Raw genomic sequence first — 16,341 nt, 5'->3', positions numbered from 1 at the left:
GTTGGCAGGAGAGTTGCCTTTTGAAATGCCTCTGGTAGAAATGCGCAAGAAGATTGCTGAACTGAAGCAGTTTGGCGAAGAGAAGGGTATTGATTTTACGGACGAGGTAGCTAGGCTGGAAGAACGATACCGTGTGCTGGAGGAAGAGATATATTCTAATATTTCTCCTTCGCAAAAAATGCATTTGGCTAGACATCAAGGACGTCCGACTTCCCTTGATCTTATGGGGCAGATCTTCACTGATTTTATTGAACTCCACGGTGATCGGATGTTTGGGGATGATCTTGCTATTGTAGGCGGCATCGGTAAACTAAATGGGTTGCCGGTTACAGTTATTGGCCAGCAGCGCGGTAAAGACACCAAAGAGAATATTTTACGATTCTTCGGCAGTGCACACCCTGAGGGCTTCCGTAAAGCGCTGCGTCTGATGCAGCAAGCGGACAAGTTCAAACGTCCCATTATTACCTTCGTGGATACGAAAGGTGCATACCCAGGCAATACAGCCGAGGAAAGAGGTCAATCCGAAGCGATTGCCCGTAATTTACGCGAGATGTCTCAGTTTGGTGTTCCTGTAATCTGTGTGGTCATCGGTGAAGGCGGAAGCGGTGGCGCCCTGGCATTGGCGGTTGGGAATAGAGTGCTCATGCTGGAACATGCCATTTATTCGGCGATATCTCCTAACGGAGCGGCCTCTATTCTGTGGAAGGATGCTTCGAAGGCTGATCAAGCGGCAGAAGCCATGAAGATAACGGCTGCTGATCTGCTTGAGATGGAAGTTATAGAAGAGATCGTACCAGAGCCTAAAGGCGGCGCTCATCGGGATTACGAAGCAACAGCAGCGGCGATTAAGGATGCATTATGGCGGCATCTGCAGGAGCTAACCCAGATGAACTCAGTGGAATTGAAGGATGATCGATACCGTAAATTCCGTAAAATTGGTGAGTTTGCAGAGGCTCAGCAGGAACAAATTTTTATTGAAGAAGAAGTGAAGTCAGAAGTGTAAAAGTGCAAAATCATTTGCACTTTAAGACATATAGCTATACTTAGTGGGTCTTTTGGATATAGTGTAAAATATACAATTTATTGGAATTAAAATAATCTCGATCCACTAACGGGATTATTTTAATTTTTTTTATGTTTACAGAAAATTCGACTTAAAGTTACACCCAAAAGTGCCTACAACATTGATTTTGTGTCTGGTTTGCAGTAATATTCATAAGGGCGTACTTAAAGGCACATGTGACAAAGTTCCTATTTTATTAGTTAGCCTTGTAGTAGATTTTGTAGTTGGAAAAAGTGAGACAGAGAGAACGAAAAAACGGAGGAAAACCTAATGCGGAAAAGTAAAATTGTATGTACGATCGGACCTGCGAGTGAATCGTTGGAGAATATCAAAAAATTGATTTTGGCTGGTATGAATGTGGCCCGTCTGAATTTCTCCCACGGCGATTTCGAAGAGCACGGTGCTCGGATCAATACGATCCGTCAAGCATCTAAGGAACTGAACAAAACAGTTGCTATCCTGCTCGATACTAAAGGACCGGAGATTCGCACAGGCAAGCTGGAAGTAGAACCGATTGAACTTGTTCAGGACGAGTACCTGACACTGACTACGGAAGAGATCCTTGGTACTCAAGATCGTATTTCCATCACGTACAGCGAACTTCCTAACGATGTTCAAGTAGGATCCACAATCCTTATTGATGACGGTCTGATTGGTTTGACAGTTGTCGACATTCAAGGTACAGAAATCAAGACCCGTATTGTAAACGGTGGTACGATTAAGAGCAAGAAGGGCGTTAACGTACCAGGAGTAAACATCTCCTTGCCGGGTATTACGGAAAAAGACACCAACGATATTCTTTTTGGTATCGAACAGGACATCGATTTTATCGCCGCTTCCTTCGTTCGCAAAGCTAGCGACGTTCAGGAAATTCGTGAGCTGCTTGAGAAAAACAACGCTTCTCACATCCAAATCATTTCCAAAATCGAAAACCAACAAGGTGTTGACAACCTTGATGAAATTTTAGAAGCTTCTGACGGCCTGATGGTTGCTCGTGGTGACCTTGGTGTTGAAATCCCAGCTGAAGATGTACCTTTGGCTCAAAAATTGATGATTCAAAAATGTAACGTTGCTGGTAAACCAGTAATCACAGCTACACAAATGTTGGATTCCATGCAACGCAACCCACGTCCTACTCGCGCTGAAGCAAGTGACGTAGCAAACGCTATTTTAGATGGTACAGATGCAATCATGCTTTCCGGAGAAACTGCTGCTGGTAAATATCCAGTAGAATCCGTACTTACAATGTCCCGCATTGCTGAGAAAGCGGAATCCGCTCTGAACCACCATGAAATCTTCATGAAACAACAAACTGCACAAGAAACTACAGTTACAGAAGCAATCAGTCAATCCGTTGCAATTTCTGCTTTGGATCTGAACGCTAAGGCTATCATTTCTTCGACTGTAACAGGTCATACTGCACGCGTTGTTTCCAAATACCGTCCTAAAGCACCAATCATTGCCGTTACAACACAAGAAAGAACTATGCGTCAATTGTCTCTCGTTTGGGGCGTAACGCCAGTGTTCGGACAAGTTGCATCTTCCACAGATGAGCTGCTGGAAACAGCAATCAAAGGTGGTAAGGATTCCGGTCTGGTTCAAACTGGTGACCTAGTTGTGATTACTGCAGGAATTCCACTTGGACGTTCTGGTTCCACTAACTTGGTAAAAGTAAGCACAATCGAGTAGTTCTCGATTGGCTTCACCTGTTTAACAGGTTCCATAAAGCTTAATTAAAGGGTTGTCTCAACTGTAGTGAAAATCTACAAGCGAGGCAGCCCTTTTTTTCGTGTTTATCAACATATTCGATTGAAGATTATGTTAAATCCATTTATGCTGTTAGTAACAAATCTTGAATGATAGGTTCGAGTATTTTTATTTGGGGTATGTTCGTTTGACAGTAAAAGAATCCCCACGATGGTTTGGACAAGAAGGAACGGCGATAGTAGCGTTATTTTGCACCATGATTCCTCCCATATTGAGAGTGAGCCTTGGACTTTTGCCATTAATTCGACAGCAATAGAAGCAAGTAGGGGAGACACGCGCCAGCTTTGCGATCGAGCCGTCTACCTCGGGAGCCTCCATAATCCATTCACCAGAGGTTTGTGGTCCGGTATATCGCTGTAATGTTCGAAAAATCCAATTTCGGCTCAAATTGCGGAGCGTAATCGTCCATTTGTTGCGGCCTACCTTCGTGATGTTCGCTTTTATATGGTCTCCAGGGCTCACTGGAAGGGGAATTACCGTTTCGACATCAGGAAGGATTTCCCACCAAGCGTAATACCGGGCACGGCCATTTACGAATTCATGGCCTGTACCCGTTTGGATCAGGCTGCTGTTCTTGAAACCGTCTATACCAATCCAAGCAGAGGAATAGGAAGGTTTAGAGGTTGGTTTTACATATGGAACGATCCATTCACCGGCAATGCGGTTAAAAGCCCCCTTTTTTCCAGTGATCGTATATCCGCTCCAGTTTGTTGAAGACCAGCCGAAGCCGGAGCTTTGAAATTTGTTCGCATTAGATTTGTCTTTTAGACATGGATGATTGACCCGATTAGAATTTTGCTTATCATTCAACTTGTCCACCGCCTTTATAGTACTGCTATATTAAATGCGGTGATTACATAGGAAGTACGGGTGTTCTGCTAAAATATAAGAGAGTGCAATGCTTGATTAAGAAGCTGGAGAGGATTTGTAGCTTAAAATGGAAAAATTATCGAAGCTGCGTGGCTTTTATCTGTTTTTAGGATTGGCCGGCGGTTCATTTGGCTCATATCTAACGCTGCTGCTTGTCCACAATGGACTTGATAGCGGGCAGATAGGTATACTAATGGCAACAGGCACGCTAATTGCGATCACGATTCAGCCAATATGGGGAATTGTCTCGGATCGGTATAATCAGACGCGTTTGGTACTAATCCTAAGTGTGGCGATACCGGCTTTATTAGCCGTCTTTTACCGTTCGGAATATTTTATAGTGTTACTGCTGGTGTATACCCTCTCCACAATCTTTTCCTCGACACAGGCGCCTATAGCCGATTCTTACGCGATTTCAGCGGCGAAGAGGGCTGGGGCTACTTATGGCAGTATAAGGCTTATGATGAGCATTGGAGCGGCTGTGGGCGCCTATTTAGGCGGATTGTATGTATCGTCCTTCTCTGTATCCACGATATGGCTGCCCTTTCTTATGTTTAATCTGATTGCTGTTCTTATTGCATTGACGCTGCCGAAGCAGGCAGAAGAGAATCATATGATGCGGCAATCGTTTTCTCAGGGGGTTAAAAAGCTGCTGGGGAATCGGGTGTTCCTAGCGTTTTTGGGTGGCAGTTTTCTTGTGAACCAGACGATGACTGCTTTTGGAACCTACTTCGTCATTGCGTTTCAGTCGGTTGGAGGTTCAACTCGTTATGCAGGAATTGCGCTTTTCCTCGCATCTGTAACGAACGTGCCCTCCATGCTGTTTGCTTCCAAGGTAATCAAAAAGCTGGGGCGCGAGCGGACGCTGCTCCTTGGCGCACTTATTTATGTCTTGCGGTGGGGTATTCAGGTGGCTTTCCCTTATCCATCCGTAATGATTGGAGTGCAGGTACTGCATGGTCTGTCATTCGGGTTCTTTTATATTGCTGCCGTTGAATATGTATCTCAGATCACCTCTAACGAGATGCAGGCGACTGGGCAAAGTGTTTTTAATATGGTGTTCTCGGGTTTTGCCGGTGTTGTTGGCAATTTATTAAATGGATTCTTGCTCAATCAAGGCGGCGTAGAAGTGATGAACCTGTCTTGTATGTTGAGTTCAATTGCAGGAGCGATGCTGTTATTTTATGTCGCCAGAAGCTCCCGAAGCAAACTATCGACGACAAAGCTATCTTCAGACGGGGCCCGGGCCTAAGCTCTCCCTGCTGCCTATGCCGAAAGGAGTATTTATAAATGGAATTACAGCAAGACGGCTTGCGAAGCCGGTGGTATGAGTCTACCCTGCGTGTTCGATACCAGGAAAGTGATCAGATGGGCGTAGTGTATCATGCGAATTATTTGAACTGGTTTGAGTCTGGCCGTACGGAGTTGTTACGTCAGCTTGGCTTTACTTATCGTGAGCTTGAGAATCAGGGAGTGCTGCTGCCTGTTACCTCAGCCGATTTGCAATTTAAAAGTCCGGCGCGATATGATGATCTTATCTCCGTGTATGCGCGAATGACTACCTTTTCGGCGTTAAGAGTCGCATTTGAGTATCAGGTGCGGAGGCTCTCGGAAGCAGAAGGTAGGAATTTAGAGGGTTCAGCGGCTACTTTGGGACAATTGCGGTCGATGGACCTCCCCGGGGAACTGCTGGTTACCGGCTCGACAAATCATGTTTGGGTGAATCGAGAATGGAAGCCTGCCAGGCTGGATAGAGCCCTTCCGGAGCTGTTTCACGCGATTAAAGGAGCGCTGCGGGAAGAAAGGGGTTCTGTATGATTAGAAGCAAATGGTTGTGGGCTGCATTATTTATCATTCCTGCCGTGGAATTATTCGGCTTTATCTTTGTAGCAGATCAACTTGGAGCATTCAAAACGCTGCTGCTTATGTTGACGACCTCGGTTATCGGACTATTGATGATGCGTTTCGAAGGGAATAAAGTGCTGCAAGACAGCAGAACACATATGCAGGAGGGACGCGTTCCTGGCCGGACGATGCTGGATGGCCTATGCATTTTTTTCGGTGGCTTACTGCTGATCTTACCTGGCTTCATAACGGATATTGTAGGTTTCTCCTTGGTGTTTCCGTTGACTCGGCCTTTGTATCGTATATTTTTGCTGAAGTGGATTGAGAAAAAGATGAAAAACGGCACCTTCACCTTTTACCGCCGCTAGTCATAATCAAAACAAAAACAGAGCGGGCCCCTGTCATTGATAGGAGCCCGCTCTGTTTTGCTATTCCAAGAATTGTAGGGTATTGTTTATTATCTTAGTCTTCCGCTGACAATATAGCTGTGTAATGCGTGAAATACACCTGCTCGGTTAAAGGCTACAAGAATAACTAGAATAACGGGACCGATGATCAGCCCAAGCATACCGAACAGCTGCAAACCTGCAAACATGCCGACCAGCATAGCAAGGGGATCAAGCCCAATGCTGCTGGCGAGCACTTTCGGCTCAAGCACTTGGCGGGTTACAAGGATAACGGCATATAGGATAGTAAGTCCGATCCCCAGTACCAGATTGTCTGTCATGTAAGAGTATAACGCCCAAGGAATCATTACGATTCCAACCCCTAAATAAGGCAACAGATCCACAAAACCAATCATTAAGCCAATAGCGAAAGCAGATTTTACACCCAAGAGCAGCAACCCGATCACGACAATGACCGCTGTAATGGAGATCAGGATTAGCTGAGCCCGGAGATAGCCGAAGAGAGCTTTTCGCAGATCCCGCCAGATACCCGATACCGGCTTTAAGAATGGGGCTGGCAGCCAGCCTGTGAGTTTGGCATTATGTCTTTCCCAGCTAGTACTAATAAAAAAGGCAGCGAGAACGACCACGATAAGAATTGTACCCATACTGGGTAGAGCGGAGATCAGCTTTAAGATCACATTAAAAAATCCGGTCACCACTTGCGTAACTGCGTAACCAACGGTTTCCGTTGTTCTGCTGATATTGCTGTCAATGGTGGCGTGATAGTCAGGATTGTCGCGGTAGAACTGATTTATCTGGTTAATGATATTCTGTATGCTTGCATTCTGGCTCAAGGACAGCAGAAGCTCTCTCCATTGGTCCGTATGAAGATTAAAGGTCTGCAGCAGCACGATCAATTCTTTCACTAGCCTTGTAATCATCGCGGTCAGTACTAGTGCGGTTCCGCCTATGTAAAATAGCAGCGAGAGCGACACCGCCAGCCACGCTGGGAGCTTAAGGCCTTTAAGAATCAACACTAGTGGATGCATGATATAAGCGAGCAACCAAGCGAGCAGGAGGGGGTATAACAGCGGAAGCAATAAATAGATTGCCAGCAGGAGGATAGAGGTAGCCAGAACGACCCACAGGCCGCGCAGCAGTCTTTTTAATGCTAATCGGTCCATACGAAGATCTACACCTCCTTCATTCCTGCGGATGCAGGGGAATAAAAGCTCGTCTTCATATATATTCATAGAACCTATTTAAAGACTAGGAAACGGGATAAATATTGGGCTGAACCGGATGCTATAAACTAAAATCCCAACTGTGAATCAAGGGTTTAGAAGTTTTTTTCTATCTCTGTGATAAAATCATTTGATGCGCTGCAAAGCTTCCACATTGTTCACATAACCGACAAAATCCAGTATGATGAATAAAGATTCGATTACGAAAGTCAGACAACATCCTCGCCGGATATGTCCTTGAACTGCACTCCTTAGATTTTTCAATGCTTTAAATTGGAAATGTTTACATGAAACCGAGAATGCTTTTTATACCTTGTTGGCAAAGGAGAGATATGCTATGACAGCTACCAAAGGCTTGGAAGGTATCGTTGCAACAACTTCATCCATTAGCTCTATTGTGGATGGGGTACTCACTTACCGTGGTTATGATATTGATGATCTCGCAGAAAATGCTACCTTCGAAGAAACCGCTTATTTATTGTGGTTTGGCAGTCTACCAACAACACCAGAGCTGGAAGCGCTCAAACGGGATTTCAGTGCTTTCGCACGGATTCCTGAGCCAGTCATCGAGCAAATGAAGCTCTATCCAAAAGACACCAACACCATGGCAGCATTGCGGACTGCTGTATCAAGCCTTGCTCTCTATGATGAAGCGGCTGACGATATGAGTAGAGAAGCTAATGAGATTAAAGCAGTAAAACTACAGGCACAGCTCCCGACGGTTGTGGCGGCCCTATCGCGTATTCGCAAAGGTCTGGAACCTGTGGCTCCTAAAGAAGGCGTCTCGATTGCCGAGAACTTCCTGTATATGTTATGGGGAAAAGAGCCTGACAGTGTATCTGTTAAAGCGCTTGATACCGCACTTGTGCTTCATGCGGACCATGAGCTGAATGCTTCAACTTTTGCAGGCAGAGTTACGGTTGCAACCTTGTCCGATATTTATTCCGGCGTGACCTCCGCTATCGGCGCACTAAAGGGTCCACTTCACGGTGGGGCGAATGAAGCCGTTATGAAGATGCTTGAAGAGATCGGAAGTTTGGAAGCGGTTGAACCTTATATTCGTAAGAAGCTGGATAACCGCGAGAAGATCATGGGCTTCGGCCATAGAGTATACAAAAATGGTGATCCACGTGCTAAACACCTGATGAAAATGTCACTTGAACTTGGCACAATGAAAAATGATACTACGCTGTATGATATGTCCGTAAATATCGAGGAATTGATTACCGGACAAAAGGGACTTAAACCGAATGTTGATTTCTATTCGGCATCAGTTTATACACAGCTGGGTATTGAACGTGAGCTGTTCACTCCTATCTTTGCAATTAGCCGGACTTCAGGCTGGACTGCACATATTCTGGAGCAATATACAGATAACCGTATTATCCGGCCACGTGCAGAATACACAGGTATGATTGAACAGAAATACGTTCCAGTAGACGAAAGATAGAAGGGCAGCCTTGCAGGCTGCTCCTAAAGTTTAGTAGAATGAACCCTAGAATATATGCAATAATGCATATTCATACGTAGAGAGTTTTGTTCGAGGCTTGTCCATGAGAAATTAAATCCCACAAAACTTTAGGAGGAATACACTCAAATGTTGAAACTAGAAAAATTCGATCTGCCAACAGAAGGCGAACAAATCACAATTAAAGATGGTAAACTGCAGGTTCCTAATCATCCAATCATTCCTTTTATCGAGGGTGACGGCACAGGCCGTGATATTTGGAAGGCTTCCAAACGCGTACTTGATGCAGCAGTAACTAAAGCTTATGGCGGCACAAAGCAAATCGCTTGGTACGAAGTTTTTGCTGGCGAAAAAGCCTTCAATACATATGGCGAATGGCTGCCAAATGATACTTTGGAGGCAATCCGTGAATATTTTGTAGCTATTAAAGGTCCACTTACGACTCCAATCGGAGGCGGTATTCGTTCATTGAACGTAGCTTTGCGTCAAGAGTTGGATTTGTACGTATGTCTGCGTCCAGTTCGTTATTTCGAAGGGGTTCCTTCTCCTGTTAAACGTCCTGAGCTGGTGGATATGGTTATTTTCCGTGAGAATACAGAGGATATTTATGCAGGGATTGAATATCAAGAAGGTTCTGCTGAAGTGAAGAAAGTCATCGAATTCCTGCAAAAAGAGATGGGAGTTAACAAAATCCGTTTCCCTGAAACTTCTGGTATTGGTATCAAACCAGTATCCTCCGAAGGTTCAAAACGTTTGGTACGCGCTGCTATTGAATATGCGATCAAACACGGACGCAAGAGCGTAACGCTTGTGCACAAAGGAAACATCATGAAGTTCACTGAAGGTGCCTTCAAAAACTGGGGTTATGAAGTTGCTGAGCAAGAGTTCGGAGATAAGGTCTTCACTTGGAATCAATACGATGTGATTAAAGAACGTGAAGGTGAAGCTGCTGCCAATGCTGCTCAGAAGGATGCTGAAGCTGCGGGCAAAATTATCATCAAGGATGCCATTGCGGATATCGCATTGCAACAAGTTCTGACTCGTCCGACTGATTTTGATGTTATTGCTACCTTGAACCTGAACGGGGATTACCTGTCTGACGCGCTTGCTGCGCAAATCGGCGGTATCGGTATCGCTCCTGGAGCGAACATTAACTATATTTCTGGACATGCGATTTTTGAAGCCACTCATGGCACCGCACCTAAATATGCAGACAAAGATGTTGTGAACCCTGGTTCCGTGATTCTGTCCGGCGTAATGTTGCTGGAGCATCTGGGTTGGCAGGAAGCAGCAGATCTGATTTATAAAGGTATGGAAACAGCTATTAATAACAAAACCGTGACTTATGACTTTGCCCGCCTGATGGAAGGCGCAACTGAACTGAAATGCTCTGCATTTGCCGACGAGATTATTAATCACCTCTAAGATAGGCTGGCTCAACCAACTGAATATATTGAAGTTTAGCTAATACAAGCTATACCGACACCGTTCTAGGAGGAGAATCCTTGGCAATCAAACGTTATAAAATTACAGTTGTAGGTGCCGGTTTTACTGGGGCTACTACAGCTCTTATGCTTGCTCAAAAGGAGCTTGGTGACGTTGTGCTGCTTGATATCCCACAAATGGAGAACACAACCAAGGGGAAGGCACTAGATATGCTGGAAGCAGGTCCTGTACAGAAATTTGACAGTCAAATTACAGGAACCTCAAGCTATGAAGATGCTGCGGATTCAGATATTGTAATCATCACTGCAGGGATTGCCCGTAAACCTGGAATGAGTCGCGAGGATCTCGTGAACACCAATGCAGGTATTGTGAAGTCGGTATGCGAGAACATAAAACGTGTAGCACCAGATTCCATCGTAATCATTCTGAGTAATCCAGTTGACGCTATGACCTATGCGGCATTTAATGCGCTGGGTTTTCCGAAGAGTCGCGTAATTGGACAATCCGGAGTGCTGGATACAGCCCGTTATAACACGTTTATTGCACAAGAGCTGAAGGTATCTGTTGAAGATGTACGTGGTTTCGTATTAGGCGGACACGGCGATGATATGGTACCGCTCGTAAGGTATTCCAGTGTCGGTGGCATTCCAATTGATACATTGATATCTGCGGAGCGTATTGATGAGATTGTGCAACGTACACGTGTAGGTGGCGGAGAGATTGTTAACCTCTTAGGAAATGGTAGTGCTTATTATGCACCAGCGGCTTCTTTAGTTCAGATGGCGGAAGCTATCTTGAAGGACAAAAAACGGATCATTCCGGTTATCGCTTTGCTCGAAGGAGAATATGGCTACGATAACCTGTTCATGGGTGTTCCGGCGTTACTTGGTGCCAATGGTATTGAGAAAATTTTTGAACTCGAGCTTACAGCTGAGGAAAAAGCGGCTTTAGATAAGTCTGCTGAATCCGTTCGTAGTGTAACAGCTGTGCTAACTGTATAGATTGTGACAGAGGTATGAAGAAACCCCCATTTTGTTCACTTAAAATGGGGGTTTCCTTTTCTTCTCAAGCAATAATGGGTATAATTAAATGTAACTATTATCACAGTTAAAATGGAGGAGATATGTTATGGATTGGAACGTGTTGTTTTTCTTACATATGATCGGAACCTTGGCACTTGGCTTCTACCTTGTGCTACCCTTCATCCTAGGACGTGCAGAGAAACTGTCGTCTGGGGCTAAAGAAGGAACGTTAAGTGCAGTAACCGGATTTAATCGTTTTGCGCAGTATGGATTGGTGATCCAACTCCTTACAGGCGGTTATATGATGACCAAAGGTGATTATTCAGTAGCGTGGATGATTATTGTTGTTGTGTTATTGCTAGCGATGTTTGCGCTTGGCGGTATTATGAGCAAGCCTTTGCGTCTTGCAGCAGCTGGAATTCGTGAGAACCGCGACGTTAGCGCAGAGACTGGCAAATTGCGCACACTTAGTGCACTGCTTACGGTGTCATTGCTACTAATGGTATTCTTCATGGTGTTTAACGATATAGTTTAATCTATAGCGAATTATACCCGCCTCCGTAATGGAGAGCGGGTTTTTCGTATGTTCCGGTAATTTATCTTCATAAAACGTTAATCCCTGATAGGATTCGTATAAGATTTCGGTCGGTAATTTAACGGAGAAACACCCGTCCATCGTTTGAATTGTCGGCTGAAGTGGCTCTGGGAAGCAAACCCGAGTTGTTCAGAAATCCTCTGTATTTTTAAATCGGTATGAAGCAGCAAATGTTTTGACTTCTTTAATCTTAGGTTAGTTATGTACTGCCTAGGAGATATCTTATATATCTTTGTAAACAACTTATGGCACTGCACCCGACTTAAGCAAAGCTGCTCAGCAATCAAATTAACCGTGAGCTCCGGCAAATGAATATTGGCTGCAATATATTTTTCGATCTGATAAGCAGTTTCCACCTCGTACAAAGAGTTTGCTTGTCGCGCTGCGTTGGAATTCTCCGAATTCGAGAGCTGTACATCAATGAGTTCAGTCAAAATCATCAGGATGATCGCTTGCAAACGAAGCCTTTCTTTTACAAGAATCATTTCTTCAATTTCCTCGGGAAATCCAGTGGAGGCCGTCGTGGCGAGAATATTGTTCTTAATAAATTCATCCAAATGTTCCAGTTGGTGATTTAATCCCGAATGCTGCATTTGCTGGTTATTCCATTTCTGTACAGCCTGAGACTGAAACCATTCACGAAACTTTAAATCGTCAATATCGAAATGAAAGGAGAGGTAGATATAGTTGCTCAGGCCAGAATTAACTACATAATGACGTAAGCCAGGCGGAATAATTAACCAATCTCCTTTACCAAAGGCAATGGAACTTCCTTCTACATATTGATGGGAGTTGCCGTCGTAGCAATACAATAGTTCGAAGATTTTGTGATGATGATCAGGGTATGTCCACCCAGGTTCTGCTACACGATAATGAACACCGATCAGCTGCAGTGTACTTATAATGTTCGGAAAGCTGACTTTGTAAGCGATAGGAGTTCTCCTCCTTAGGATCAATAGGGATGTTCTTAATTATATCAAGGATACCTATACATATGACCATTTTGCAGTGTGAGCCGTTGATCATTCCACGGTTTTCGTTACAAAAGGTCAAAAAAAAGAATGAAATCATCATTTGAATCACTTTAGAGAACAGGGATAATGAAGGGACCTAGGGAAGTATTTCGAGAAACGGAAGGAAGTGTAATGAAGTGAGAAAGCTGTGTAGGAATATACTAATCTTATCTTCTTTACTTATGGCTTCATTGACTCTTACTCACGGTAAAACAGAGGCATCCCTATTAAAAGATGGGGCAGAGAGGCAACCTCCAACCCAAATTGCAAGCGTATACAAGTTTAATTTTACAAACCAAGTTAAAACAGGATATCAATCCGTTAGGTATGATCCTAATCGCGGTGCACAATTGTATGACTCATCTTTAGGTTATGGTTTTGTTCAAGAGACCAACGCTTTACCCGCCAGAGAAGTGCACACCGACTCAATTACATCCGATGGAACAGGTTTTTTCATCACAGAACCTATTTTTTTTGCTGAACCTAAATCTGAGAAAGATAATTATAACAACTACGGAATGGCGTTTCGAATGGATGCTCCCCCTGGAACCTACAACGTATATGTAAAAACGACTTCTGACGCAGAGGATGGGATCGTGTCAGTATCAGGAATGCAGACCAGCCGCTTGTTGAAAAGTGGACATTGGGACGCTGCAAAGCTTGTACCCGTCAAGCATACGGCTGTAGCCAAAGGGAAAGAGTGGACTTATACGTATGTAAACGGCCGTGACCATATAGATATTGAGATCGAACCGAACAAAGTGAACACAGCTGTGGGGATTGAGGAGATCATACTGGAACCGATTTTGACTCAGCATAGAGCGGCTGGAGCTCTTCCGAATTTATTTATACTTGGAGATTCCACGGTCAAGTCCTACACCTTCGACGAAGCACCAATGAGTGGTTGGGGCCAGATTATTGGCAGTATGTTTAATCAACATAAATTGAGTGTAACTAACTATTCCATGGGGGGACGCTCGTTTAAAAATGCCTATACAGAAGGACGACTGAACGACATTTTACTGAATGGCAGCATTGGGGATTATGTGTTTATTCAATTCGGACACAATGATGAGAGCGCAGATGAGTTCAGACGTTACGGCAGAGGTTCGACAGAAGCAATGTATGAAAATTACCTTAAAGAAGTCTATCTCCCTGCGATTCAAGCCCGGGGTATGATACCAGTACTGGTAACCCCAATGTCCAGAATTAAAGGGAATGCAAGTCCGGGATATATCTATGAAAATTCTTTTAAATCAAGAAAGTTTGTAGATATTCTTAAACGGGTCGCAGATGAATCTGGAGTTACACTTATTGACCTTAACTCGGAAAGTCTGAAATATTATAACGAGATCGGTGTAGAAGCAATAACAGCCCTCTTCATGTCTATTGAAGCCGGAGAAACGCCAGGCAAAACAAATGACGGAAGTTACGCTAACGGGCATCCTTCAAAGAAAGTCGATGGGACTCATTTTAAAGAAGCGCTCTCCAAACAATTTTCGCGGATGATTGTTACGGAGCTTGTAGAGAAAGGTGCTACTGGCGATTCTACTGCTGCCTCCATTACTCCTTACCTTAAAGGGAACGTTAAGCATGCGGCACTAACAGGGAACTGGGGTAAGATTTTTCCGGAAATAACGAATGATACGACGACCGGGGAAGCTGCATATTACCGTAATCAAATTGAGAAATTAATCCAGCTGGGAGTAATGGGCAAAGACCGTCAAGGGAATTTTAATCCGGATACGGAGATGACAGTTGCTGAATTCACACGCAGTATTTCTAAGTTAATGAAAGTGGAAAGATCAGATCTTGCCTATTATCCGAAAGGTAAGCTGTCACGTGAAACGATGGGTGCTATTCTCTATGACGTTTACCAAATAAAGTTTGCTAATAAACCTAAGTACATGACTGATTATAACGGCACAGCAGTAGTGCCAGGAGATCCTGGCTATGATTCGAATTTGGAGCCAGGAGCTAGAGGTGCGATGTACTATCCTCTTGTATCCTGGACGCAGCTTGTTGATACAGCGGACATTTCTCCTTATTTAATTTCAAAAGTAAAAAGTGCATATGAATTAGGACTCATTAGATCTGAAATGGGGATTGCCAGAGGCGAAATGGTCAATGGGACAGAACTAGAACCTAAAGCTATAGTGACCCGGGAGAAAGCGGCCAAAGCTCTGTACTTTATGTGGGTGCTGGAACATGAAGTGAATGCAGAAAATCATGTTTCTTCTCTAAAATAGTCAGGGTGAACAATTCAAGGCACAGCAGCGATGCTGTGTCTATTTGTATGCAGTGAATTCCTCTCCAGTTACAGCAGTATATCTCTCACGGTTGTTTATATCTACTTTCATTGTGGTAAGTAAGATTCGTAAAGCGATTTAAGAAAATGACAAACCCAGCGTATAAACGTGCATAGTTGTGCCATCCTAAGACGATCAGTTAACTATCAATTTGCTTAACGAGAGGAGATAGGGAAGATGTCAGGCAACAATAAACAAGCTACAAAAACCTTACCCCCACAGGAGCAGCATCATCAGCCAGGGATTGAGAGTGAAATGACGCCGCTGCCCAAATACGAGCCGGCAAATTATAAAGCAGCAGGTAAACTGCAAGACAAGGCGGCGTTAATTACCGGTGGAGACAGCGGAATTGGGCGTGCAGTTGCTGTGCTTTTTGCTAAAGAAGGCGCTGATGTGGTCATTTCATATCTTAATGAACACTCAGATGCAGAGGAAACTAAACGTCAGGTCGAGCAGGAAGGCCGCAAATGTATCCTAATTCCAGGTGATATCGGTGACGAGAAATTCTGTAAGGATCTTATTAAACAGACGGTGGAGGGCTTAGGAAAGCTTGATATTCTCATCAATAACGCGGCAGAGCAACATCCGCAAGCTAAGATCGAGGATATTACTTCCGAGCAGCTTGAGCGTACTTTCCGTACGAATATATTTGCGATGTTCTATTTAACAAAAGCAGCTATGCCTCATTTAAAAGCAGGATCTACCATTATAAATACAACTTCAATTACCGCTTATCGCGGAAGCCCGCAGCTGCTGGACTATTCATCAACTAAAGGAGCTATTCTTAGCTTCACACGATCCTTGTCCACGAATCTGGCAGAGAAGGGCATACGGGTAAACGGTGTTGCACCAGGTCCAATCTGGACACCGCTGATTCCCTCTACCTTTGATGCAAAACAGGTTAGCGAGTTTGGAGGTACACAGCCTATGAAACGGCCTGGACAACCAGAAGAGCTGGCACCAGCCTATGTATATCTGGCCTCTGACGATTCCAGTTATGTGACTGGACAGGTTATTCATGTAAATGGTGGCGAGGTAGTAAACGGTTAGATCAGTACAGCTAATGTGAATAAATGGGTGTATTTCAATAAAAAAATATGTTACTATAAACCACGTTAGCATTTTAAAATTGTATATTTATGTCACTAGGGGTGCCGATTGGCTGAGACGGAATGGATTTCCGGACCCTTTGAACCTGATCTGGTTAAGACCAGCGTAGGGAAGTGGAGAACGAATTTCTGTTGTCGGGCTATTTGTAGTGCCGTCTATATACAGATTCTGACTGCCTTCCTTACGGGGGGCAGTTTTTT

General features: G+C 44.2%; 14 protein-coding genes and 1 riboswitch. Of the genes, 11 read left to right on the top strand and 3 right to left on the bottom strand.

The window, feature by feature from the left end:
• Nucleotide 1 precedes the first annotated feature (1 nt).
• Nucleotides 2-1,003 carry an acetyl-CoA carboxylase carboxyltransferase subunit alpha gene (locus tag MHH63_RS18615; protein WP_036678900.1) on the top strand — a complete coding sequence of 334 codons (1,002 nt, stop codon included), beginning with the start codon at nucleotides 2-4 and terminating at the stop codon, nucleotides 1,001-1,003.
• A gap of 330 nt (nucleotides 1,004-1,333) precedes the next feature.
• A complete protein-coding gene (pyk, locus tag MHH63_RS18610; RefSeq protein ID WP_076146191.1) occupies nucleotides 1,334-2,752 on the top strand; it encodes a pyruvate kinase in 1,419 nt (472 codons plus the stop codon).
• Between the two features lie 186 nt (nucleotides 2,753-2,938).
• Here the strand turns inward: pyk and MHH63_RS18605 are convergent, their stop codons facing one another.
• Nucleotides 2,939-3,640, bottom strand: coding sequence for a G1 family glutamic endopeptidase (locus MHH63_RS18605; protein WP_076184278.1), 702 nt, complete (start codon nucleotides 3,638-3,640; stop codon nucleotides 2,939-2,941).
• A 127-nt stretch (nucleotides 3,641-3,767) separates the two neighbouring features.
• Here MHH63_RS18605 and MHH63_RS18600 point away from each other — a divergent pair, with 127 nt between their 5' ends.
• From MHH63_RS18600 to MHH63_RS18590, 3 genes are read left to right on the top strand one after another with little or no spacing between them, the layout of a single operon-like run.
• Nucleotides 3,768-4,952, top strand: coding sequence for an MFS transporter (locus tag MHH63_RS18600; protein WP_036678905.1), 1,185 nt, complete (start codon nucleotides 3,768-3,770; stop codon nucleotides 4,950-4,952).
• Nucleotides 4,953-4,990: 38 nt separating this feature from the next.
• Complete coding sequence (locus tag MHH63_RS18595) at nucleotides 4,991-5,518, top strand: acyl-CoA thioesterase (protein ID WP_038569667.1); 528 nt, start codon at nucleotides 4,991-4,993, stop codon at nucleotides 5,516-5,518.
• Complete coding sequence (locus tag MHH63_RS18590; RefSeq protein WP_076124906.1) at nucleotides 5,515-5,913, top strand: FxsA family protein; 399 nt, start codon at nucleotides 5,515-5,517, stop codon at nucleotides 5,911-5,913. Before MHH63_RS18595 ends, MHH63_RS18590 begins: the two co-directional genes overlap by 4 nt.
• A gap of 89 nt (nucleotides 5,914-6,002) precedes the next feature.
• On the opposite strand, the gene ytvI is transcribed toward MHH63_RS18590, so the two are convergent.
• A complete protein-coding gene (ytvI, locus tag MHH63_RS18585) occupies nucleotides 6,003-7,118 on the bottom strand; it encodes a sporulation integral membrane protein YtvI (protein ID WP_341171905.1) in 1,116 nt (371 codons plus the stop codon).
• Between the two features lie 397 nt (nucleotides 7,119-7,515).
• Here ytvI and citZ point away from each other — a divergent pair, with 397 nt between their 5' ends.
• The 4 genes from citZ to MHH63_RS18565 all read left to right on the top strand — a co-directional run bounded on the left by citZ (nucleotide 7,516) and on the right by MHH63_RS18565 (nucleotide 11,649).
• Entirely contained in the window at nucleotides 7,516-8,628 is a 1,113-nt protein-coding gene (gene citZ, locus MHH63_RS18580) for a citrate synthase (RefSeq protein ID WP_036678915.1), read from the top strand.
• A 147-nt stretch (nucleotides 8,629-8,775) separates the two neighbouring features.
• On the top strand, nucleotides 8,776-10,071 hold the full coding sequence (gene icd / locus MHH63_RS18575; RefSeq protein ID WP_036678918.1) for an NADP-dependent isocitrate dehydrogenase: 1,296 nt from the start codon (nucleotides 8,776-8,778) through the stop codon (nucleotides 10,069-10,071).
• Nucleotides 10,072-10,151: 80 nt separating this feature from the next.
• Nucleotides 10,152-11,093 (top strand): malate dehydrogenase, encoded by a 942-nt coding sequence (gene mdh, locus MHH63_RS18570; RefSeq protein WP_341171904.1) that lies wholly within the window; start codon nucleotides 10,152-10,154, stop codon nucleotides 11,091-11,093.
• A 127-nt stretch (nucleotides 11,094-11,220) separates the two neighbouring features.
• Entirely contained in the window at nucleotides 11,221-11,649 is a 429-nt protein-coding gene (locus MHH63_RS18565) for a hypothetical protein (RefSeq protein WP_036678923.1), read from the top strand.
• A 77-nt stretch (nucleotides 11,650-11,726) separates the two neighbouring features.
• Here MHH63_RS18565 and MHH63_RS18560 read toward each other — a convergent pair whose 3' ends face one another.
• Nucleotides 11,727-12,665 (bottom strand): AraC family transcriptional regulator, encoded by a 939-nt coding sequence (locus MHH63_RS18560; protein WP_341171903.1) that lies wholly within the window; start codon nucleotides 12,663-12,665, stop codon nucleotides 11,727-11,729.
• 239 nt (nucleotides 12,666-12,904) lie between these two features.
• Between MHH63_RS18560 and MHH63_RS18555 the strand changes: the two genes are divergently transcribed.
• Entirely contained in the window at nucleotides 12,905-14,971 is a 2,067-nt protein-coding gene (locus MHH63_RS18555; protein WP_341171902.1) for a GDSL-type esterase/lipase family protein, read from the top strand.
• A 237-nt stretch (nucleotides 14,972-15,208) separates the two neighbouring features.
• Complete coding sequence (locus MHH63_RS18550; RefSeq protein WP_038569678.1) at nucleotides 15,209-16,081, top strand: SDR family oxidoreductase; 873 nt, start codon at nucleotides 15,209-15,211, stop codon at nucleotides 16,079-16,081.
• An 87-nt stretch (nucleotides 16,082-16,168) separates the two neighbouring features.
• A riboswitch (TPP riboswitch) is annotated at nucleotides 16,169-16,270 on the top strand.
• The last annotated feature ends 71 nt before the right edge of the window (nucleotides 16,271-16,341 follow it).

Origin of the sequence: Paenibacillus sp. FSL H3-0310, assembly GCF_038002785.1 — a bacterium.
Taxonomy (GTDB): Bacteria; Bacillota; Bacilli; order Paenibacillales; family Paenibacillaceae; genus Paenibacillus_AQ; species Paenibacillus_AQ odorifer.
This window is presented reverse-complemented; position numbering and strand designations above follow the sequence as displayed.